19 protein-coding genes are annotated in these 22,228 nt (G+C 60.5%); 14 read left to right on the top strand and 5 right to left on the bottom strand.

The features are described 5' to 3' along the window. Positions 1–24 precede the first annotated feature (24 nt). On the top strand, positions 25–282 hold the full coding sequence (locus ACESMZ_RS02680; protein ID WP_372956959.1) for a TIGR02647 family protein: 258 nt from the start codon (positions 25–27) through the stop codon (positions 280–282). Positions 283–388: 106 nt separating this feature from the next. Here ACESMZ_RS02680 and ACESMZ_RS02675 read toward each other — a convergent pair whose 3' ends face one another. Beyond that, positions 389–1,051, bottom strand: coding sequence for a DUF2202 domain-containing protein (locus ACESMZ_RS02675; RefSeq protein WP_372972151.1), 663 nt, complete (start codon positions 1,049–1,051; stop codon positions 389–391). 464 nt (positions 1,052–1,515) lie between these two features. Between ACESMZ_RS02675 and ACESMZ_RS02670 the strand changes: the two genes are divergently transcribed. The 6 genes from ACESMZ_RS02670 to ACESMZ_RS02645 all read left to right on the top strand — a co-directional run bounded on the left by ACESMZ_RS02670 (position 1,516) and on the right by ACESMZ_RS02645 (position 7,430). Continuing rightward, positions 1,516–2,049, top strand: coding sequence for an outer membrane beta-barrel protein (locus ACESMZ_RS02670; protein ID WP_372956957.1), 534 nt, complete (start codon positions 1,516–1,518; stop codon positions 2,047–2,049). 158 nt (positions 2,050–2,207) lie between these two features. After that, positions 2,208–2,687 (top strand): GNAT family N-acetyltransferase, encoded by a 480-nt coding sequence (locus ACESMZ_RS02665; RefSeq protein ID WP_372956956.1) that lies wholly within the window; start codon positions 2,208–2,210, stop codon positions 2,685–2,687. Between the two features lie 145 nt (positions 2,688–2,832). Continuing rightward, a complete protein-coding gene (locus ACESMZ_RS02660; protein WP_372956955.1) occupies positions 2,833–5,043 on the top strand; it encodes an OsmC domain/YcaO domain-containing protein in 2,211 nt (736 codons plus the stop codon). A 155-nt stretch (positions 5,044–5,198) separates the two neighbouring features. Then, positions 5,199–5,717: a PaaI family thioesterase gene (locus ACESMZ_RS02655; RefSeq protein ID WP_372956954.1), complete on the top strand. Its 519-nt coding sequence runs from the start codon at positions 5,199–5,201 to the stop codon at positions 5,715–5,717. Between the two features lie 429 nt (positions 5,718–6,146). Further along, positions 6,147–6,926 (top strand): Crp/Fnr family transcriptional regulator, encoded by a 780-nt coding sequence (locus tag ACESMZ_RS02650; protein ID WP_372956953.1) that lies wholly within the window; start codon positions 6,147–6,149, stop codon positions 6,924–6,926. 27 nt (positions 6,927–6,953) lie between these two features. Then, positions 6,954–7,430 carry a Mut7-C RNAse domain-containing protein gene (locus ACESMZ_RS02645; RefSeq protein WP_372956952.1) on the top strand — a complete coding sequence of 159 codons (477 nt, stop codon included), beginning with the start codon at positions 6,954–6,956 and terminating at the stop codon, positions 7,428–7,430. A gap of 53 nt (positions 7,431–7,483) precedes the next feature. Here ACESMZ_RS02645 and ACESMZ_RS02640 read toward each other — a convergent pair whose 3' ends face one another. The 3 genes from ACESMZ_RS02640 to ttrB are packed head-to-tail and all read right to left on the bottom strand — an operon-like array spanning position 7,484 to position 12,471. Next, positions 7,484–10,573, bottom strand: coding sequence for a molybdopterin dinucleotide binding domain-containing protein (locus ACESMZ_RS02640; RefSeq protein ID WP_372956951.1), 3,090 nt, complete (start codon positions 10,571–10,573; stop codon positions 7,484–7,486). Positions 10,574–10,592: 19 nt separating this feature from the next. Further along, the gene (gene nrfD, locus ACESMZ_RS02635) at positions 10,593–11,711 is read right to left on the bottom strand and encodes an NrfD/PsrC family molybdoenzyme membrane anchor subunit (RefSeq protein ID WP_372956950.1); all 1,119 of its coding nucleotides are present in this window, start codon (positions 11,709–11,711) and stop codon (positions 10,593–10,595) included. After that, positions 11,692–12,471, bottom strand: coding sequence for a tetrathionate reductase subunit TtrB (ttrB, locus tag ACESMZ_RS02630; RefSeq protein WP_372956949.1), 780 nt, complete (start codon positions 12,469–12,471; stop codon positions 11,692–11,694). Before ttrB ends, nrfD begins: the two co-directional genes overlap by 20 nt. Before the next feature lie 239 nt (positions 12,472–12,710). On the opposite strand from ttrB, the gene ACESMZ_RS02625 reads away from it, so the two are divergent. The 7 genes from ACESMZ_RS02625 to ACESMZ_RS02595 all read left to right on the top strand — a co-directional run bounded on the left by ACESMZ_RS02625 (position 12,711) and on the right by ACESMZ_RS02595 (position 21,592). Next, positions 12,711–13,376, top strand: coding sequence for a cupin domain-containing protein (locus tag ACESMZ_RS02625; protein WP_372956948.1), 666 nt, complete (start codon positions 12,711–12,713; stop codon positions 13,374–13,376). Between the two features lie 142 nt (positions 13,377–13,518). Next, complete coding sequence (locus ACESMZ_RS02620; RefSeq protein ID WP_372956947.1) at positions 13,519–14,307, top strand: SDR family oxidoreductase; 789 nt, start codon at positions 13,519–13,521, stop codon at positions 14,305–14,307. 104 nt (positions 14,308–14,411) lie between these two features. After that, complete coding sequence (locus tag ACESMZ_RS02615; RefSeq protein ID WP_372956946.1) at positions 14,412–16,826, top strand: Lon protease family protein; 2,415 nt, start codon at positions 14,412–14,414, stop codon at positions 16,824–16,826. Further along, on the top strand, positions 16,816–17,679 hold the full coding sequence (locus ACESMZ_RS02610; protein ID WP_372956945.1) for a universal stress protein: 864 nt from the start codon (positions 16,816–16,818) through the stop codon (positions 17,677–17,679). The genes ACESMZ_RS02615 and ACESMZ_RS02610 overlap by 11 nt, the downstream gene beginning before the upstream one ends. A 123-nt stretch (positions 17,680–17,802) precedes the next feature. Further along, positions 17,803–19,422 carry a BCCT family transporter gene (locus ACESMZ_RS02605; protein WP_372972150.1) on the top strand — a complete coding sequence of 540 codons (1,620 nt, stop codon included), beginning with the start codon at positions 17,803–17,805 and terminating at the stop codon, positions 19,420–19,422. Further along, on the top strand, positions 19,394–19,864 hold the full coding sequence (locus ACESMZ_RS02600; RefSeq protein WP_372956943.1) for a universal stress protein: 471 nt from the start codon (positions 19,394–19,396) through the stop codon (positions 19,862–19,864). Before ACESMZ_RS02605 ends, ACESMZ_RS02600 begins: the two co-directional genes overlap by 29 nt. Before the next feature lie 135 nt (positions 19,865–19,999). After that, on the top strand, positions 20,000–21,592 hold the full coding sequence (locus ACESMZ_RS02595) for a GGDEF domain-containing protein (protein ID WP_372956942.1): 1,593 nt from the start codon (positions 20,000–20,002) through the stop codon (positions 21,590–21,592). 66 nt (positions 21,593–21,658) lie between these two features. On the opposite strand, the gene ACESMZ_RS02590 is transcribed toward ACESMZ_RS02595, so the two are convergent. Continuing rightward, positions 21,659–22,078, bottom strand: a complete 420-nt coding sequence (locus ACESMZ_RS02590; protein WP_372956941.1) for a universal stress protein — start codon at positions 22,076–22,078, stop codon at positions 21,659–21,661. Between the last annotated feature and the right edge of the window lie 150 nt (positions 22,079–22,228).

Genomic DNA, 22,228 nt, shown 5'->3' with positions numbered 1-22,228 from the left:
GTCATCATCAAAAAGGAAAACCCCATGCCCTTTTCCCCGGATCACCTCAGCGAGCTCAACCTGCTGGCGCTGTTTGATTCTTCCTCTACGCTGGAAGGCATCAAGGTACATCAACACACCGCCGACCCGGCTGTAGTGGCAGCGGCCGAACGCCTGCATCAGAAGGGGCTGATATCCCAGAAGGATGGCGGCTATCTCACACCACTGGGGGCGGAAGTCGCCGAGCATGTTCAGAAAACCCTCGCTGTCCTTACCAGCAGCGCAGGTAATACCGTTTCCTAGCACAGCACATCGGACGTTTTCGGGGCTGCCACCGGCGGCACCGCGGCGGGCAAACGGACAAAAAAGGGCGGCCCCGGGAGGCCGCCCTTGCTGTTTTCAGAGCAGATTACTCTTCAACCGCACTTTCATCCTCAAGGATCAGACGGACTTCTTCAGGGTCCAGCAACTGGGCCTCGTAGCTCAGGCCCTGGTTCTCGATTACCCAGACAAAGGCCCGCAGGTGGCTTTTGGAGCCATCCAGCAAGTTGGAATAGGCAATAATAATGGGCCGCTCGTCGGTCTGGTTAATGGCCGCCAGAATGTCGCGCATGTCCTTTTCTTCAATCAGTGCACCGACATAAAGGGCATCAATGAAGGATGCCTTGCCCCTGGCAACCAGCTCGTTATAAAGGGCCTGTAACTCCTGATTGGTGAATACGCCAATGGTGTCGTTAACGACGGGATCCTCAACACCAAACTTGTCGAGCAGGTAGTCGACCGTCGATGTATGGGTTTCCTCGGAAAGGGCGATCCTGGCAAACACCTGGGTCTGTGTACCCCATTGCTCGTCGAGTGTCAGGTAAACATCCCGCGCCAGCTTTTCCTCTTCCCTCATATAACGGAGGTCACTGATTTCAACCTCGGTGAGATCCGGATCGACGACCGCTGATGCGGGAGCGTCGGCAGCCTGGCCTCCCTTGCCGTTGCCTGGACCGGCAAGGGCAAGTGAAGAGCCACCAAGGATGAGGGAACCGACAAGCGTAACGGTGATCAGGGATTTTGCATTCATAACTACCTCTCTTTAAATGGGCGTGGAAATGCCCTTACACATCAGCTATGACGCTCCCCCGCACAAAAAGGTTCGGCGTTTTACATGACATTTATGACATTTTGGTGTCACGTTGCAGAACGTTGGCAGCATTTTCGCGATAACGCGACGTGTCCTCGTTTCGTTTTCCACTATGTTGCGAGCCGGCTCCAGCTTTCCGTTTCCTATTAACGGACCGCTCTGTCGCTCCGGCAGTGACCCGCCAGAACTGCCCCGGGCCAGGAAAAGATACGCCCAAACCACCCCGGGTGAGCGTAAAGACCGTGTAAAAAGCAGCAATCTCGTTGGCAGGATCACTGGTGTTGATGCAGTCTGTATCTGTAAAGTCAGGCCTTGCTGAAACCTGGCCATCAGATATACGGGCCCGGGACAACCTGGTTCCGGCTACGGTCAGCTTCTGACCTTCCATTGAAAGGAGATTTCGCATGGGTATCAGCAAAAAGATTTTCGTTGCCACCATCGCCACAACCGGTCTCACCCTGTCATCCGCTGCCCTCGCCCAAGACATGTACAAGTCTGGTGTTGGCGGACTCTACACCGGCGTGAACTACACCTTTATGAATATTGATGCCCAGGAGGATGCGGACGTAGGCACCCTCTCTGCCAAGGTTGGCGTTCAGGCTACAGACTATTTCGGGGCCGAAGCACGGGCCGGGTTCGGCGTAAACGACGACACCGTCAATGGCACAAAGGTCAAACTGGATAATTTCTTCGGTGGTTATGCCACGATCAATATGGCCAACGAAAGCCCGGTCACACCCTATGCCGTTCTTGGCTTCACCCGGGTGGAACTGGAGGCAGGCTCCCGTTCCGATGACGAGTCGGATTTCTCCTACGGCGCAGGGGTTAATATCCAGCTGGCCCAGAACCTCTCAGGCAATGTTGAATACATGCGTTATTACGACGACAGTGACGTGACCATCGATGGTATCGGCCTCGGAATACAGGTCAATTTCTGATCATATGACGCACACCCTGCTGGCCCCCTGACGGATCAGGCATCCGCATCCGGAATTTTCAGGGGGCTATCCTGCCAGTTTGTAATTGAATTCCCGGTTTGCCGCAGGGCGGTTTTGTCGTACTGTGTTTATCAGTAACATACCCGATGGAATCGCCAATGCCGCTCGACAGTAATATCAGTATCCGTCAATACCAGATTCAGGATCTCAGTCCGCTGGTCCGGCTGTTTACCGAGTCGGTGCACGAGTTGACTGCGACCGCCTATGACGAAACCCAGCGCTATGCCTGGGCGTCCCGCACACCCAACCTGGATACCTGGCAGCACCGGCTGGAGTCACTGGAGACCCTGGTGGCAGAGGAAGCCGGCCAGCTCGCGGGCTTTATTTCCTATGAACGGAACGGCCAGATTGACCTTATCTACACGGCCCCCAACTATGCCCGCAAGGGTGTGGCCTCCGCCTTGCTGCGCAAGGCCGAGGAACACCTCAGGTCCCTTGATGTAACGGAGCTCCACACAGAAGCCAGCGTGGTCGCCAAGCCGTTCTTCCAGCGTCACGGGTTCGAGGTGGAACAGGAGCATCAGACCACGGTGCGTGGTGCCCACTTCCTGCGGTATATCATGCGCAAGCCCCTGTAAGCTCCCACAGCCCCAACGATGGACCGGTTTCCGGCCGGTCCGCTTAAAATATCGGGGTAATCCACCAAGACGAGACCCGGCAAAATCTGGATAATGGCGGCCAGTTCAGCAAGCCCGCCATTTTCCCGAATCCGGTAGCCTCGCCATGGAAATCAACGTCAATTTTCTCGACAACCTGAGACTGGAAGCGAAGTTCGACGACTTCACCGTTCTCACCGACCAGCCTATCCGTTACAAGGGTGACGGTTCCGCTCCCAGTCCGTTCGACTACTTCCTGGCCTCCTCTGCCCTGTGCGCCGCCTATTTTGTGCGGGTTTACTGCCTGGCCCGGGATATTCCCACGGACAATATCCGGCTGTCCCAGAACAATATCGTCGATCCGGAGAACCGCTATAACCAGATCTTCAAGATCCAGGTAGAGCTGCCGGAAGACCTGCCGGAAAAACATCGCCAGGGCATCCTGCGTTCGATCGACCGCTGTACCGTGAAAAAGGTGGTCCAGACCGGCCCGACCTTCGAGATCGAGACCGTGGACAACCTGGACGAAGACGCCCAGGCCCTGCTGATGACGACGCCTGAGGGCAGTCGCACCTTTATTGAGGGCAAGGACCTGCCGCTGGAAGAAACCATCGCTAACATGACCGGAATCCTGCGGGACCTGGGCATGAAGATCGAGATTGCCTCCTGGCGCAACATCGTGCCCCACGTCTGGTCGCTCCATGTGCGGGACGCCTCCTCCCCCATGTGTTTCACCAACGGCAAGGGTTCCACCAAGGAAAGCGCCCTGTGTTCCGCCCTGGGCGAGTTCATCGAGCGTCTGAGCTGTAACTTCTTCTATAACGACCAGTACTTTGGCGAAGACATTGCCAACCGGGAGTTCGTCCACTACCCGAATGAAAAGTGGTTCAAACCCGGACCGGATGACGAACTGCCTTCGGGCATACTGGATGACCATTGCCTGGCCATCTATAACCCGGAAGGCGAGCTGCAGGGCTCCAACCTGATCGATACCAACTCCGGCCGGGTGGACCGGGGCATCTGTTCCCTGCCCTTTGAACGGCGGTCTGACGGAGAAGTGGTATATTTTCCTTCCAACCTGATCGAGAACCTCTTCCTCAGCAACGGTATGAGTGCCGGCAACACCCTGCAGGAAGCCCAGGTGCAGTGCCTGTCGGAAATCTTCGAGCGGGCGGTGAAAAAACAGATCATCGAAGAGGAAATCGCGCTGCCGGATGTGCCCCTGTCTGTCCTGGAGCAGTATCCCCACATCCTGGAAGGTGTACAGGCGCTGGAGAAACAGGGTTTTCCGATTCTGGTCAAGGATGCCTCACTGGGTGGCCAGTACCCGGTGATGTGTGTGACCCTCATGAACCCGAAAACCGGCGGCGTGTTTGCTTCCTTCGGCGCTCACCCCAGCTTCCAGGTGGCGCTGGAACGCAGCCTGACCGAGCTGATGCAGGGCCGCAGCTTTGAAGGCCTGAACGACATGCCCCCGCCCACCTTCAACAGCCTGGCGGTTACCGAGCCCAACAACTACGTGGAACACTTCATCGACTCCACCGGGGTGGTGTCCTGGCGCTTCTTCAGTGCCCGCTCCGAATACGAGTTCAGTCATTGGGACTTCTCCGGCACTAACCAGCAGGAAGCAGACCGGCTGTTCGGCATCCTGGAAGATCTGGGCAAGGAGGTCTACATGGCCATCCACGAGGACCTGGGCGCCCCTGTCTGCCGGATCCTGGTACCCGGCTATTCCGAGGTCTATCCGGTGGAAGACCTGGTGTGGGACAACACCAACATGGCCCTGGACTACCGGGAGGAGATCCTTAACATCCACCGCCTGGATGACGAACAGCTGGCCGACCTGGTGGAGCGCCTGGAAGAGAGCCAGCTGGACAACTACATGAAGATCATCAACCTGATCGGCGTGGAGTTCGACGAGAATACCATCTGGGGCCAGCTCACCATCCTCGAGCTCAAACTGATGATCTACCTGGCCCTGCAACAGCATGAAGAGGCCCTGGACACGGTAGATGCCTTCCTCCAGTTCAACGACAACACCGTCGAGCGCAACCTCTACTACCGGGCCATGAATGCCGTACTGGAAATCGTGCTGGACGACGAGCTGGAACTGGACGACTTTATCGTCAACCTGCGCCGCATGTTCGGCGACGAGACCATGGACGCGGTGGTGGGTTCCGTGGACGGCAGCGTGCGCTTCCAGGGCCTGACGCCGACCAACATGCAGCTGGAAGGCCTTGACCGGCACCTGCGGTTGCTGGAGAGCTACAACAAGCTCCATGCGGCACGGGCTGCACAGGCTGCACAGGCACAGGCTGCAACGGGGCGTTCCGCATAACACCCGGCAGCCAGGCCGGAGGGGGGCGTCGCCCGCGTCGCTCTTCGGTGGCCTTGGGTGAGAAATTATCCACCAAAATCGAGCGCCCGCTCGATTCATTTTCGATCTCAGGTTATGCTATCCCGATCTAAGAAACCGACAAAAGGATAGCAGTAATGACTGATACACCCACCGCACTGCAGGACCTGGCCAGCCCCGACGGGATCTGCTTCGGCTGTGGCACCGTTCACCCCACCGGCCTGCAACTGAAAAGCTATTGGTCAGACGATGGTACCCATGTCGTGGCGCGGCACACCCCGGCCCCCGAGTACACTGGCTGGCCGGAACTGGTCTACGGTGGCCTGCTGGCCATGCTGGTGGACTGTCACTCCAACTGGACCGCCATGGCCTGGCACTACCGGGCCGAAGGCCGCGAGCCCGGCACCCTGCCCCGAATCGACTGTGTCACCGGCAAACTCAACCTGACCTACCTGAAGCCCACACCCATGGGCGTGGAACTTACCCTGAAGGCCCGGGTTGAAGGCGATGTAGGCCGCAAGAGCAGGGTCATCTGTGAAGTCTGGGCGGGAGACGTGATGACCGTCGTGGCAGATTCCGTGTTTGTGCGCGTGGACACCGGGAAACTGACTGACAATGCCCACGGGCGGAAAGAAAAAGACACCGCCTGTGCATGAGAGGCATGACGCCATGGACGGCATGTTTGTCTGAGAAATCCCTCCGATAGCAGCAGGCTACAAAAATTTAATTTCTTCTCCGGAAACCCCCGTTGCAACTGATAATGGATCAACAGGGAACTGGTTCACAAGAGCAACTTACGCGCTCCGGCAAAGATTAAACAGCTGTTTGATTCAACCTTGATTACTGGCCGATAGCCAGGTCATGCGCCCCCTCCTTATTGAAAAACCGCCTGTCTGTGCTCACCCTTTGAAAAGCACAAAATGCTATTAATCAATAGCTTGGATACGCATTAACCGAAACTGATGACCATAGGGCATCAGTCGGGACACGACACTTACCGCCTGTGTGCCCAGTCCCCGGGAGCTGAATCTGGCTTCGCAGGACTGGAGAGAGGTAAAGGAGTCAGCAAAATCAGGAGGAGCGCGATGGGATATCAAACAGGCCTTTATGCATGTTTTGAGGATGCGGACACACTGCCGCCACTGGATCGCCAGCAACTGGTGGAACTGTCTTCAGAACGACTGGTCTGCCCGAAAGATGAGATCATTCTTCGGGAAGGCGAGCCTGCGCATGGTCTGTTCGTGGTGGAGAGAGGGCTGTGCTATACCCAGCGTTTTCTGGAAGATGGCACACGCCAGATCATCGATGTGCACTTTCCCGGAGAGATCATCGGGCTGGATCAGCTCTCGCAGCCGCTGCACCTGTCTGGCCTCGCCGCCATGACCGATACAGCGCTGTTCATGTACAACAAGCTGTCAGTCATGCACCTGTTCACCGGCTCCCCGGCCCTCGCCCGACTGTTGCTCAACATGGTTTCACGGGGACAGGCCATCATGACGGAGCGTATTGTCGGCCTTGCCCGCCATGGTGCGCTTCGCCGGATCGCCCACTTCCTGCTGGAGATACTCCACCGGGGCGGCTATGCCAACCCCATTGGTGTCCGGGCCCTGCGAAAGATCCCGGCAGACCAGGCGGATCAGGCGAACAGGGGCCTTCAATCACCGCTCACGTTCCGCATTCCCCACAACGTGATTGCGGACACGCTGGGCCTGAGCATTGTGCACGTCAGCCGTGTGCTGCGCCAGCTGCGTGAACAGGATATGATCAGCACCCAGAATCAGGGTATCACCCTTATGGACGTGGACGGACTACGCGATATCGCCGGGGTCGATCCGGCGGCACGCTGGCGCACGGTCGCGGGGTGATCGACGTCACCGGAAGAAGCAGACGCCGTGGACTATCCAAAGGCAGAAAAACGGTTTGCGGCAGATGCCATGCTGGGCCGCCTGGCTCGCTGGCTGCGGGTGCTCGGATTCGATACTGTTCATATCCCGGATGTTGATGACCATGACCTGGTGGCCCTGGCTGAGCGGGAGGGCCGGATCCTGCTCACCCGTGACCGCCACCTGGTCACCTATCTCAGACCACGCAACTCGGTATTGCTGACGTCATCGTCACCACACGAGCAACTTCTGGAGGTGGCCGAGGCATGCGATATCGGTATGACGAAGGAGCTGTTCACCCGGTGCATGGTATGTAATACGCCGTTGCGGCAAGCCACTGAACAGGAAATCGCCACACTGGTGCCGGACAAGGCACGCGCCCGCAAGGGGCCGTTTCTGAGGTGCCCCGGCTGTGGCCGGATATACTGGCCGGGCAGTCACACTCGCCGTATGCGGCGGGTACTGGAAACACTCTTTTCCGAGTGACTGAATGCCCGGCTGCCCCGTTTTTACCATTCGGGGCAAGACGCCCCATGGAATTACCCCACTCTGTTGATCCGCACCGGCAGGCCCTGCCGGATGGATGCGCCGGACACATTCTCGAGCCAGGTAGCCGCTCCATCGCGGGTCGGATCGGCAAAGCCCAGATCGTTCAGGTTGACACCCGCCCCCAGGAATTTCTGCCCGGCGTGGAGCTCACCGTCGATAACATGGTCGGACGCACCCAGCTCACGGTGGCCGTAGCCATGCTCGATGCCGATGGCACCCCGCTGAACCCCTTCGCAGACCAGAGCGACGCCGGTCACTGAGCCCCCGGGGCTCTCGATGGTGATGGTATCGCCGTGCCCCACCCCGAACCGCTCGGCATCTTCGCTGTGGAGCAGTACCGGGTTGTAGGGCTTGATCATCCGCAAGCGTTCAAGGCCGATGGCATAGGGGTTCATCAGGTTGGACTTGAATGAGAAGGCCAGCAACGGCCACTCGTTCTCCGGAAAGTGCTCCCGCATCGGGGCACCATTCCAGAACCTCGCCTCCTGGAAGCACGGTGTGCCGGTCAGCCGCTCACCAGTGTAGCTATCACGGGTGGTCCCCACCTGCTCGTTATACACGCACAGGGGTTTCTTCCACCCATGGGTGAGCTTGTCGCCCGCGTAGGCAGCACTGTGCTTTTCGAAGCGACCGCCCCGGGAGTACAGATGTGCCACCGGCCCCACCTCTTCGGGTTTCAGGTGCGCGTGCAGCCGCTCCATGAGGGGCTCTACGCCACCGGCCAGGATATCTTCCTCACTCGCGGAAGGCAGCGGCTCTCCACTGAGGGCGATATTGGCGGCAGCGCGGAGGTAATAGTCCTCGGCCCGGTTCAGCGGGTAGGTGTTACCTTCCTTGTCGGAAATTGCCCCTTCACCGAATCCGGGTAGTCCCAATCGCCTGGCCACACCGATAAAGAAGGTTTCCAGGCTCACCGGGTCACCGTCGGCGGTTTTCACCTGACGGGGTTCAACCACCGGCCAGCAGGCGGTGGTCATTTTGGTCAAAGTGCCGCTCCAGGCGCCGGTAAAGCCCCAGACTTCATACATGACCGAATCCGGCACAATGTAGTCGGCGAAGCGGTTGGTTTCGTTGATAAAGCCGTCAACGGCGACGAACAGGCCAATCCGTTTCGGGTCCTTCAGCTTTTCTTCGATCAGTGCAGTCAGGCCGGCCTGGCCATACAGCGGGTTGGCCATACAGCTGATCAGCGCCTTGGCCTGGTAGGGATAGCCCTCAAGGCCGGACATCAGGTGCTCTGTCAACAGCGGAGGTGCCAGGGTGCGCCAGGGTGCCGGCGCCGGGTAGGGAGACTCACCGTTGGCCACACGCCGCTTGTACTCGGCAGTCTTCTCATAGGGGAACCGGGACCGGGACAGGAACACGCCCTTGGGCCCACGCTTGCCCGGGAAGTTGGCCAGGTCATACTGTGGGCCCGCGCCGGTCCCGTTGAAAGAGCCACCCCCCAGGGCCATGCCACCCTTCTGGTTAACACTGCCCGCCAGCAGGTTGAGCATGTTGATGCCAAAGGAAGCATAGAAACCGGTGCCGGACATCATGCCGCCATGGGTATCCGCCACGGATTCCCGGCCATGGGAGGCAAATTTCGCGGCCAGCTTGCGGATCGTGTCGGCAGGGATGCCACAGTTCTCGGCGTATTCCTCAATGGTGTGGCGTTGGGCCTGTTCCCGCAGCTTGAGCAGGGCGCTTTTCACCTGTGTCCTGCCCCCTGCGGTTTCGACCTCGGTTTCCACGAAGAGATCGGCGCGGTCGAGGGCCTCGGAGCTTTCCAGGTTACCGTCAACAGACATCACCACGGGTACGTCATCGTCGGCACCCGCCTCGGCACGGCCCAGATCGGACAGCCGCAGGAAACGACCCACGTTGGGGTGATCCTCGTTTTCAATCACCAGGTGCGTGGCGTTGGTGTGAACAGTTTCGCCGGCGGCCTGGGCACCCTTCTGCCCTGGGATAGACAGGTAATCCGCCGCAAAGCCTTCGTTCTCCAGCATCCAGCGAATCAGGCCCATGGCCATGGCCGTATCCGTGCCCGGTGTAATGGGAACCCAGCGGCTTCGGTCACCGGCAGAATGGGAGGCCGTGGCGTTCAGCGCCGGATCAACGACCACGTATTCGAGCTTGCCGGTAGCGCGGGCCTCGGCCAGCAGGCGACCCTGGCGCTTGAACGGATTGCCGGCCTGGCTCGGAGCGGTGCCGATAAACAGCGCAAACCGGGCGTTGTTGTAGTCCGGCTTGGTGTGGGTATTCTTGGCCAGGTTGTCGTAAATGGCCCCGGAGCCCATGCGGAAGGCCAGGCCACAATAGGAACCGTGGTGCCCGTAGTTGCGGGTACCGAAGGCATTCATGGCGAACCGTTTCAGCACCGAGGAACGGCCGTAGTCAGTGGCCTCCATAACCAGCAGCTGGTTGGCCTTGGGGCCGAATTCGGGGTTTTCGGGGTCAAGCGGGGTTTCATGGTCGTGGAGGTCTTTCAACCCTTCTACGACGCCCTCTCCAAACAGGTCGCCACCTTCAACCACCTCGTCCAGCATCTGCTCGAAGGAGATGCTCTGCCACTGGTTGCCGCCCCGGGGACCTACCCGCTTGAGCACGTTCGTTACCCGCTTCTCGCTGGTGAGCTGGGCCATGGCCGCGTTACCCCGGGCACAGGCCGTGGAGCGGTTGAGCTGGCCCTGGTCCCTGAAGTTGCTCAGTTGCTTCAGGGCATCCATTACTGGGGTCTGCTCGTCCAGGTGGTCGTCGGCAGACAGGGGGTGATAGGGGTTGCCTGACACCCGCAGCACTTGCTCAGTGTTGTTGTCGATACGAACCCGAACCCCACACTTGGTGGTACAGCCATAGCAGACGGTGAAGGCGATGCGCTGGTCCGGATTCAGGCTGACGTCACCGGTCACCGGGTCAACGGTGTACTCCGGTGCCAGGGAGTTACCGTGAGTCCGGTGATGGGTGTCGGTGCCGGCAGTTCCGTTGACCAGGCCCTTGCCAATTTTTTCCAGGGGGCCGGAATAACCGGCGGCGAAGGTGGCGACACCACCCGCTGCAGCGGCACCCTTCAGGAAATTACGGCGATTCTTGTCCATGGTAAAACTCCGGCTTCAATCAGTAGGTGGCAGCTCTGGCGTTGTTCACATCACGCCAGGGCACCAGGATGTCGATAATCAGCAGCACCGCCAGCCACAGCCCGAAGGTGCCGATAATGCCCAGCAGGCCATAGGATCCGGCTTCCACCGCCAGGTGGTAGTAGCCGGAGGTGTTCTTGGCGACGGTCTGCACTTCCATCAGCACCAGCCAGCGGAACGCCCAGCCCATATGGATGGCCAGCAAGCCGAGCAGCCAGGCCCAGCGTTGCCACTTCGGCGCCCGCAGCATGACAACGGTGATCAGGAACAGCGCTACACCAGCACTGAGCGCCCAGGCGGCAATGGCGGTCCAATCGGGGTTATGGCGCACAGAGTCCAGCGCCGCCTGCACAGAGGGGCTGTAACCGGTAATACCCTGGATAAACCAGGTAGCGGCCACGACGGCTGCGCCGATGATAGCGACCAGGACCACTTTGAGGCCCTGACGATAGACGTCGGCGTTGGCCCCCGCCATCAGTCGGTTCAACAGCATCACCAGGCCAGACGCCGCGATCAGGCCGGTGAGCACGAACATCACCGGCAACCAGTTGGTATTCCACAACGGCCTGGAGGCCAGGATGGCAATTTCGGCGCCGGTATAGACCATGATGCCGCAGGCAAAGAGCGCCGCCAGGGCACCGAAGACAACTACCGCCAGGCGCGGTGTCTGCCAGTTACCCAGACTCAACAACCGGGCGAGCTTTGCATCCCAGCCCTGCCCCTCGGCGCCCCGGGCCATCAGCGCTGGACGCCAGGCAAAATAACCGTAGAGGATGGTCAGCACCACATAAGGCGGCAGCAGCACGGCACCAATAGACATCCAGGACCAGGGCGCCGGGCTGGCGTAGAAATGCCAGAACCTGGCCGGCTGGTGCAGGTCCGCCAACAGGGCCACCGGCCCCACCAGCGTGCAGGTGACAGCCACCAGCAGCGCCAGGCGGGCCAGTGGCATGAACCGCTCCCGACGGAACACCAGCCCCGGCAGCGACAGCATCAGCGCCGAGTAGGAAATGGCGATCATGAAGAAGTACTGCACCGCCCAGGGGTACCAGGCCAACTCATAGCGCGGTGTGAGTATTTCAGTGGCCAGCAAACTCATACCCTATCTCCTTACCCTCGTTGTCCCGGACATCCCAGATTGCGGGGTCCGCCAAAGGACGGGTGACAAAGCGCTCGTCCATACCCAGGTAGAACACATGGGGCGATGTGCCCTGCTCCGGCTTCAGTACCATCAGGTCGTCATGGTGCTCGGCCATCATCCGGCTGATCTGGCTGTCCGGATCCCGGATATCACCGATGATCCGCGCGCCACCGACGCAGGATTCCACGCACGCGGGCAGCAGCCCGACGTCCAGCCGGTGGGCGCAGAAGGTGCACTTGTCGGCTGTCTGGGTGTGCTCATTGATGAACCGCGCATCGTAGGGGCAGGCCTGAACACAGTAGGCGCAACCCACACAGGCCTCGTTGTCCACTACGACAATGCCGTCCTCTCGCTGGTAGGTGGCCTGTACCGGGCATACCGGTACGCAGGGGGGCGCTTCGCAGTGGTTACATAGCCGGGGCAGCATCATGGTGGCAATATCGCCGGTATCCTCGTTCTCCACCTCATATTGGGAGACAATGGTACGGAAGCTGCCCAGGGGCGCTTCGTTCTCAATGTGGCAGGATACCGTGCAGGCCTGGCAGCCTATGCACTGGCGAAGGTCGATCAGCATGGCATAGCGCTTCGTGCTGTCACCTTCCCGTCGGGGCGGCTGGTCATTGATGCCGGCACTGGCCAGGCTGCTTAAAGGAACCAGTGCTGCGCCAGCGGTCAGGCGTGCCATCTGGCCCAGCAATGTGCGTCGGGCGAAATCCATGGTTCCTCCTGGTGGGAACGCTTATCAACAAGGTTTGTGAGCGATTGATTAGGTCTGGACACAGTTTATGGACCTGCGCGGAACGGTAATTGATGTCCATCAACTGTTGCTTCGGCGCACCGGCTGCCTAGTGGTTTTTACCCACCTGCCGGATCAAGGACTGATCAGGGCACCCATCGAACGTCATCCGCCGTCCGCGAGCGGACGTAACATTGGCCAACTACCTTCCGGAGGCCGACATGCTCAACATGAATTTTGATGAACGTGTGGTGATCAACACCAACGAGCAGGACTGGGTGCCCAGTCCGGCCGGCGGCGTGCTGCGCAAGCCCCTGGCACGGGAAGAGGCAGAACGCGGACACGCCACCTCGGTGGTTCGCTACGAGCCTGGTGCCAGCTTCAGCCGCCATGAACACCCCCTGGGGGAAGAGATACTCGTACTGGAGGGCGTATTCTCCGACGAAACCGGGGACTACCCCGCCGGCACCTACCTGCGCAACCCGCCCGGCAGTGGCCACGCGCCATTTTCACAGGACGGTTGCACCCTGCTGGTCAAGCTGCACCAGTTCGATCCCCGGGATCTGGAGACCGTCCGGGTGAACACCCGCACCGCACCCTGGCTGCCCGGACAGGGTGGCCTTCAGGTCATGCCCCTGCACGATTTCGAGCATGAGCACGTGGCCCTGGTGAAATGGCCGGCCGGAGAACGCTTCCAGCCCCACCGGCACTTTGGTGGCGAGGAAATCTTCGTGCTGTCCGGTGAGTTCCGGGATGAATACGGACATTACCCGGCGGGTACCTGGCTACGCAGCCCGCACATGAGCCAGCATCATCCCTTCGTGGAGCAGGAGACCGTCATCTGGGTCAAGACCGGGCACCTTCCGGTGTCACACCCATCCTCATAGCGCAACAACTTCTCATCCAGCCCGGAAAGCGTCAGAATGGGTGCGCAATGTTGCCAGGCCGTGCCGGTGGCCATGCCCTGCTGGGCAGGCCTGATGCCAATGCGCGGTCACTTACCCATAATGACAATCCGGAGCAACTTCGATGTTTGAAAACCTGTTTTCCCTTGAAGGCCGAACGGCCTTGGTCACCGGCGGTTCCCGCGGTATCGGCAAGATGATTGCCGCCGGTTTTATCGCCCAGGGGGCCAAGGTCTATATCTCGTCCCGCAAGGCGGACCAGTGTGACGCCGCCGCCCAGGAGCTCTCAGAAGGCAATGGCCGCTGCTTCTCCCTGCCCCAGGACCTGTCCACCGTGGAAGGCTGCCGGGAGCTGACCCGCAAGCTGCAGGAGCGGGAAGATCACCTGGATATCCTGGTCAACAACGCCGGCGCTGCCTGGGGGGCCGACTTTGACGAGTTCCCCGAGCACGGTTGGGACAAGGTGATGGACCTGAACCTGAAATCGCCCTTCTTCCTGACCCAGTCCCTGCACGGCATGCTGAAGGCCGGTGCATCTGACCAGCAGCCCGCCAAGGTGATCAACATCGCCTCCATTGACGGCATCCGTCTCAACCCGTGGGAAACATACTCCTACCACGCCTCCAAGTCTGGCCTGATTTTCCTGACCCGCCGCATCGCTGCGCGCCTGGTACAGGATCGCATCGTGGTCAGCGGCATTGCCCCGGGCCCCTTCCCGTCTGAAATGAACCGGGATGCCCGGGACAACAGCGACGAAGTGGCCACCAAGACCCCACTGGGTCGGGTTGGCAACGACGAGGATATGGCCGGTGCGGCTATCTTCCTGGCGTCCCGTGCCGGTGACTACGTGGTTGGCGACACCATCGCGGTAGACGGAGGCCACGCCTACGCCAAGCTGCCGTATACCGAGTAAAGGCCCGCTTTGACCCCTGTCAGTCGCGGGGAGCGCCAACTGGTCTATCCTTGAGGTGATCCACAGGTACTGTCGCTGCAGTACGGACCACTAAGGAGGACCGGATGACGTTACCCACCGCGCTGACAGAGGATCAGGTTTACCACTACTGCCCCCCTGAAAAGCTACCCTTTGATACCACGGAAACCCTGGAGGACCTGGACCAGCCCCTTGGCCAGGAGCGGGTACTGCGCGCGCTGGAGTTCGGCGCAGGCATGGCCGCCCGGGGCTTCAACCTGTTCGTGCTTGGCCCGTCCGGTGCCGGCAAGAATGAGCTGGTCGAGCGATTTCTGGCAAAACACTCCGCCAGTCAGCCGGTGCCCCCGGACTGGTGCCATGTCTACAATTTCGAGTCCGCTGACAAGCCCCGCGCCCTGAAACTGCCCGCCGGTGAAGGCCGGGAATTCCGCAAGGACATGCAGGAGCTGGCCAACGAACTGAAAACCGCGGTGCCGGCCACCTTCGAAAGTGAGGAATACCAGGCCCGGCTGCAGGAGCTGCAGGAGGAAGTGGCCCGGCGCCAGCACCAGGGCCTGTTTGAAATCCAGGAGGAGGCCAACCGAAGTAACATCGCCATGATTACCACACCCGCCGGGTTTACCTTTGCCCCCATGCGGGATGGGGAAGTGATCGAGCCGGAGGAGTACAAGAAGTTTTCCGACAACGAGAAGGAGCTCATCGAATCCAAGGTGGAGGAACTGCAGAAAAAACTGCAGCTGGCTATCCAGCAGATTCCCCGGTTGCGCAAGGAGGTTCGCGAACGCATCCATGCGCTCAATGAGGAAATGGTTCAGCTGACCCTGGGCGGACCTTTTGGCGAACTGCGTGAAAAATGGACCCATGTGCCAGCGGTAGTCGAGCACCTGGATACCGTGCGTAACGATATCGTCGAGCACGCCGAGGCCTTCCAGGATGATGGCAATGGCCCGCCAGCGGGCCTGCTCAACCGTTACCGGGTCAACCTGATGGTGGACAACGCCTGTACGGAAGGCGCGCCAGTGATCTACGAAGACCTGCCCAACCACCAGCACCTGGCGGGACAGATCGAGCACCGGTCCCATCAGGGCAATCTGTATACCGACTTTACGCTGATCAAGGGCGGCGCCCTGCACAGGGCCAACGGCGGCTACCTGATCGTCGATGCCCGCCGTATCCTGACCCACCCCATGGCCTGGGAAAGCCTCAAGCGGGTGCTGTTCTCCGGTGAAATCCGCATCGAGTCGCTGGAAAGGCTTTATGGCCTGGTCAGTACCGTCAGCCTGCAGCCTGAGCCGATTCCGGTGAGTGTCAAGGTGGTGCTGCTGGGTGACCGAATGCTCTATTACCTGCTCTCCCACTACGACCCGGACTTCCTGGACCTGTTCAAGGTTGAGGCGGACTTCGAGGATGACGTGGACCGGGAGGACGGCAGCTATGAGCTCTACGCCCGCATGATTGCCACCATGGCCCGGTCGGCAAAGGCACGGCACCTGGACCGGGACGCCGTGGCGCGGCTGATCGAGCACGCCAGCCGCCTGGCAAGCGACCAGAAAAAGCTCACCGCCCATGACCGGGTGCTCAAGGACCTGCTCAGCGAGGCTGACCACTGGGCTGCCCGTGCCGACAGCAATCTCATCAACGCCAGCCATATCCAGCAGGCCATTGATGAGCGGGATTACCGGGCCAGCCGGGTCCGCGAACGCAGCCTGGAACAGATCCACCGTGGTGTGGTGATGATCGATACCCGAGGCGAGGTCACCGGCCAGGTTAACGGCCTCTCGGTACTGCGCCTGGGCGCCATGATGTTTGGCCAGCCCACCCGTATCACCGCCACCGCTCGACCGGGCAAGGGCCAGGTGGTGGACATCGAGCGGGAGGTCAAACTGGGCGGCCCGATTCACAGCAAGGCGGTGATGATCCTGTCCCGCTTCCTGGCTAACCGTTACGCGCCCATGAGCGAGTTGTCGCTCTCGGCAAGCCTGGCCTTCGAACAGTCCTATGGCGGCGTTGAGGGCGATTCCGCCTCGGTGGCGGAGACCTGCGTGCTGCTATCCGCCATCAGTGGCGTACCCTTGCGCCAGTCTCTCGCGGTGACCGGGTCCATGAACCAGCATGGCGAGGTCCAGGCCGTAGGCGGTGTCAATGAGAAAATTGAGGGCTTCTTCAACGTCTGCAAGCAATCCGGCAATGTGGACGGCCAGGGGGTATTGCTGCCAGCCAGTAACGTGGAACACCTGATGCTGAACGCCGGGGTCCGGCAAGCCGTCAGCGAGGGCCGCTTCGCCATCTACCCGGTCACTCACATTAACCAGGCCATCGCCCTGATGACCGGGATGGAGCCCGGGGAACCCGACGAAGACGGCAACTTCCCGGAAGGCAGCTTCAACCGGCAGGTTGCTGATCGCCTTGCCGAATTCGCCGAAGTCGGCCGCAAGAAGGACGACACCGGGGAAAACGGCAGCAACGGGAATGGCAATGGAGCGGTTGACGATGACCAGTGAACCGAATACCCCCGACAGGAGCAGATCCGCCGGCCGGGTCCTGGTACTGCTGGACGGATCCCGTCTCAGCCTCGATGCCCTCGAAGCAGCGGCGGATCTGGCGCATTCCCGCGGTGCCGAAGTACTCGGCATCTTTGTTGAAGAGGTGAACCTGTTGCGCAGCGCCGGTTATGGCTTTGCCCGGGAGGTGGGCGCCAGCTCAGGCCAGGCCCGTCCGCTGGATTCAGCCCACGTCGAGGCACGGATGCATGCCCTTGCCGAACAGGCCAGGCGCTCCCTGGCCCAGGCCATGACCCGCCGTGGCATTTCGCAAACCCTGAAGCTATGCCGGGGCCAGGTAGTGCAGGAAGTCCTGGGCCTGGCAAGCCCGGAAGACCTTCTTGTTCTTGGGCGTGTGGGCTGGTCCGCTGCACCGGGCTCACGCATTGGTTCTACAGCCCGGTCACTGGTGCGCCAGGCCCCGGGAGACGTACTCCTGTGGACCCGCCCCCGTCCGCGTCCACAGGGCCGCGTGGTGGTGCTGCTCAATCACGATCAGGTTGCCAATCACCGGGCCGTGCGGGTGGGGGCGGACCTGGCGCTGCAGTATCAACAGCCCCTCTCGGTGCTGGTTCGAACCACAGATGGCGATCATCAGCGGATCACCGACGATCTGCTGAGCTATCTGGCGCAGCAGGGTATCGCGGCCCGCGTACGGCTGCTGCCCATGACTTCAGCCAGCGCTGTAACGCGGGCTCTGCGGGAAGAAGGCGCCTCTCAACTGGTGATCAGCCGCACCTGCAGCCTGTTCAGCGAGCCGGGTGCCGACAATCTGCTGATGGAACTGAGCCTTCCGCTGACGGTAACACCCTGACTCTGGCGGGCGGATCCGGTCTAAATTGATCTGACAACGGCACCGAACGGACCGATGTGGTAGCGTTGTTGGTTCGGGCAGCGCAGTGCTGCCCCTCCATTCCAGACTGTAACGGAGGCGCACGTGTTAGAGCGGCTGCAACGCCGGCTTGGCCTGCAGACCATTCCCGGGGTGTTCTTTACCTCGGCGGGTATTGCCATTCTGTTTGTAGTGCTGGCCATCCCTTTCGACGAGGAAGTGGCCACGCGGTTTGGTGATCTGACCGGTTGGGTTGCCCGCAATCTGGGGTGGTTCTATATCCTGTCCGTCAGTTCACTGCTGATTTTCCTGCTGGCGCTGGCCCTGAGTCGCTACGGTCATATACGCCTGGGTGCGGATGACAGCCGGCCGGATTACTCCAACCTTACCTGGTTCACTATGCTGTTTGCCGCCGGCATCGGTACCATCCTGATGTTTTGGGGGGTGGCCGAGCCGGTTTCCCACTTCGCCAGCCCTCCGTTCGACGGTGTGGAAGCCCGCTCCGAACAGGCCGCCAGCGACGCCATGACCCTTGCGCTCTACCATTTCGGCCTGCACACCTGGACCATCTTCGCCATGCCTGGCCTGGCCATCGGCTACTTCGCCTACCGGCACAACCTGCCCATGCGGATCAGCAGCCTGTTCTATCCCATTCTCGGGGAGAAAGCCTTCGGCCCCTGGGGCTGGGCGGTGGACGTGATCGCCGTGCTGGGAACCCTGTTTGGGGTCGCCACGTCCCTGGGACTCGGTACGCTGCAACTGAACAGCGGACTGAACTATCTGTTCGGCGTGCCGGTCAGCGGCCTCGTCCAGGTGCTGCTGATCATGGTGATTGCCGGTATTGCCGCCACCTCCGTCGCCCTCGGCCTGGACAAGGGCGTGCGCCGCCTCTCGCAACTCAATATCGTGCTGGCCATCGTATTGATCGGGTTTGTGGCAATCGTCGGTCCCACCGTCTTTATTGCCGAGGGGATGGTGCAAAGTGTGGGGGATTACCTGCATGCCCTGCCCTGGCTGGCGTTCTGGACAGAGACCTTCCGTGAGAGTGACTGGCAACGCCAGTGGACCCTGTTCTACTGGGCCTGGACCATTTCCTGGGCGCCTTATGTGGGCATCTTTATCGCCCGGATCTCCCGCGGGCGCACCATCCGGGAATTTGTCGCCGGTGTACTGTTCGCGCCTACCGCCTTTACCCTGGTGTGGTTCGGGGTCTTTGGGCTGTCGGCCATCCAGGTGGAGGCCGGTGGTGAGGTGGCCCTCGCACAGCAGGTGCAACAGGACCCCTCTGTAGCCATCTTTGCGTTTCTGGAGGCGTTCCCCCTGGCGCAACTGGCGTCCGCCCTCAGCGTGGTGATCATCGTGATATTCTTCACCACATCATCGGATTCTGCTTCACTGGTGATTGACCTGCTTACCCGCCGGGAGGATCAACCCTCTCTCATACCCCAACGCATATTCTGGGCGGCAGCCCAAGGGGTTATTGCGGCCACCCTGTTACTGGCCGGTGGACTGGACGCCCTGCAGAACGTCATCACCTCGCTGGGGCTGCCATTCTGCATCCTACTGATTTTCATGGCCGTTGCCCTGTACCGGGCGCTTCATGCCGACTACCGGGGCTACACCATTGACGACCTGGTAAAAGGCCAGGCCTATCCGGAAGTGGAAGCCATACCGCCCCAATCAAAGGAGACCGACTATGTACCGGAAGCTGTTGATCGCGATTGACCCGGAGGACGACGGTGAAGGCAAGCGAGCGCTGGAAGCGGCCCTCGAGTTGCTGGACGATACAGGCGAGCTGCACCTGGCCAGCGTGTATCATCCGGACAGCGGTGGCTTCTTCCCCCATGTCACTGAAGAGGCCCCCGAGGAAAAAGAGGCCAGGGTGCGGGAGAAACTGGATCTGCTTGCCCGCAAGTACCTGCCATTGAACCGGAGCGCCAGCCTTCACGTAGTAGCTGGCAATGCCGGTGAAAAACTCGTGGCCCTGGCCGGCCAGCTTTGCGTTGACCTGGTCATTCTCGTATCCCGAGGCAGCAGCGGGCACTGGCCCCTTCGCAAGGCCACGGTGGAGTACGTGGCCGTTAATGCCAGCTGTGCCGTGCTGGTATTGCCAGAGCAAAAAAAGAACGGAAAGGACGAGGAGCAGGCAGCTTCACAGCCGGAGTGAGGTGGCAGGAGTGTTTTTTCCTCCGGCCTGCCCATTTATACTTCGTGACGGGACGCTGTAGGGTCGTCAGTCAGCTGTGGTATCAATCTGTCGCTGAACTACCATCGGCGGTCATCTTCAGGAGTTGTCAGGCCGATGAGCCAGCTGTATTTCTCCCCCATGCTGCTGGGGCTTTGCCTTCTGGTCGCCGTAGCCATTGCGGCCACGGCACTTTGGCGCCTGTCGCGGCCCTACGCCGGCCCCGGCTTCTGGATGGCCGGTAGCTGGACACTGATCGGCGGTATCGTATTCTTTATCGGTTTCATGGCGACCGGCAGCCCCGTGCTGAACGTACTGGGCAATGCAGGCCAGCTCGCGGGTGAAGCCATCTTCCTGCTGGGTATTTTCCGGTTCATGGGCCGCCCGTTGCCCTGGTGGATCATTGCCGCCAGCGTGGGCACCATGGTGGCCTTCAACATCCATTACTGGGTATATTCCGGAAACTCCGATTTCCTGATGGGTGTTTACTCAACCATTGCCGGGCTTCTGCCGGCGCAGGCCATCTGGCTGCTGATCAAGACCAGAGACGATGCGGTGACCCGTGCAGCTCGACTGCTGGTGGGGCTGAGCCTCCTGGTGTACTCGTTGGTCACCCTGATACGGGGTGCCCTGGGCTACCTGGACTGGTGGCACGGCAAACCCTACCAGATGCCCTACGACTCCTTCAGCTACCTGCTTCCATATAACTTCGCCATTCCGGCCCTGGTTATGGGGTTCATCGGCGTCACGCTCATGACGATGCAACGAATCCTGGCCCAGAGCGAACGCCATGCCCTCGAAGCCCGGCAGAGTGCCGAGCGCTTCGAGCGCCTCATGTCCGCTTCCACGTCAGGGGTGGCCATTTTGAGGGACAAAATCATCACCGATGCCAACACCGGCCTGGAACAGCTGACCGGTCTCAACCGTGATCAGTTACTCGGCCTGCCCGTGAGTGGGTTGTTCAGCGCCGGCAGCCAGGCCAGGCTCAGGAGCTATCTAAGTCAGGGCCAGATTCGTCAGCAGGACCTGACAGCGGTCCACAACGGCAAGGGTACCTTTGACTGCGAGATCACCCTGTCACCGCTAGGGGACGGCCAGACCCAGAGCATTCTGGAGCTCCGCGACATCAGCCACCACAAGGCCCTGGAACATCAGCTGAATCATCTGGCCACCAGAGACCCCTTGACCGGCACCCTCAACCGCCGGGCCTTTGATACCGCTATCCGTGCCGAACTAGAGCGTTGCGAGCGATACGGCCACCCAATGTGCCTGGCCCTCGTCGACCTGGACCATTTCAAACAGATCAACGATCAGTACGGCCACGGCACCGGGGACCAGGTGCTGATGGCATTTGCGGAGTGCTGCCGGAACAGCTTGCGCAGCACCGACATACTGGCACGATTCGGCGGGGAGGAATTTGTCATCCTGATGGTCGAATCAGACCCTGTAGCCGCCGGCCAGTTGCTCGAACGGATACGTGCCGCGATCGCCAACCTGGCCATACCGGGGTTGCCTTCCCCCCATCCAGTCCGGTTCAGTGCCGGCCTGATTCACTGGCAGCCGGGCTGCCCGGCAGAGCCGGAGCGCCTGGTACAGCTGGCGGATCAGGCGCTGTACACAGCCAAGCGTGAAGGCCGGGACCGGATCGTCACCGGAACCTGGCCGGCGAAGCAGCCGTTCTTCTCCGTGACGGACGGACCGTCCTGCTGAGGCGCTTCTGACCTTCCGGTGACGGCCCCACCAGGTGATCCGTCCAGGCCAGGCCAGGCCAGGCCATCAGCGAACCACGAAAACGGAAATGTCCGTATCCTTGACCAGGTTGGCAGCATTGGAATGAATGAAGTGCAGCTTGTCACCAATGCCGGGAACATGTGAGGCCATGACGATGAGGTCGGCTCCGGTTTCCCTGATGGCAGAAAGCAGTCGTTTTTCCAGTTCAACCGCCGTGTCAGGCGTGGTGATCAGTGAACAGGAGGTCTCGATACCATGGTCCTTGCCCTGCTCTTCCGCAAATTGCTTCAGCTCCGTCTCCAGTTCCTGTGTGTTATGGGCGACCGATGACGGGGTGGTATTGGTGACGGTTACGTAGTGCAGCCTGGCCTGGTAGTGCCTGGCAATGTCGATGGCGGTGTTGAGAGCCTTGGACAACTTGTCCAGATGGGCGAGATCCACGGGTACCAGAATCTTGCTGTACATGGGCGGACTCCTTCTGACTGGCCGAATGAATGGTCTGATGCCTGTTTGCAAGTCTAGACCAAGGCTACCGATTGCAGGGCCGATTCCGTATGACCCGGATCAATCCTGCACCGGATGAGACAAAACACGCCTTGTCCCTTTCATGGCGTC

The organism is Marinobacter sp. (genome assembly GCF_041690615.1).
GTDB lineage: Bacteria > Pseudomonadota > Gammaproteobacteria > Pseudomonadales > Oleiphilaceae > Marinobacter.
The sequence above is the reverse complement of the archived record's forward strand: the minus strand, read 5'-3'. Positions and strand labels throughout refer to the sequence as shown.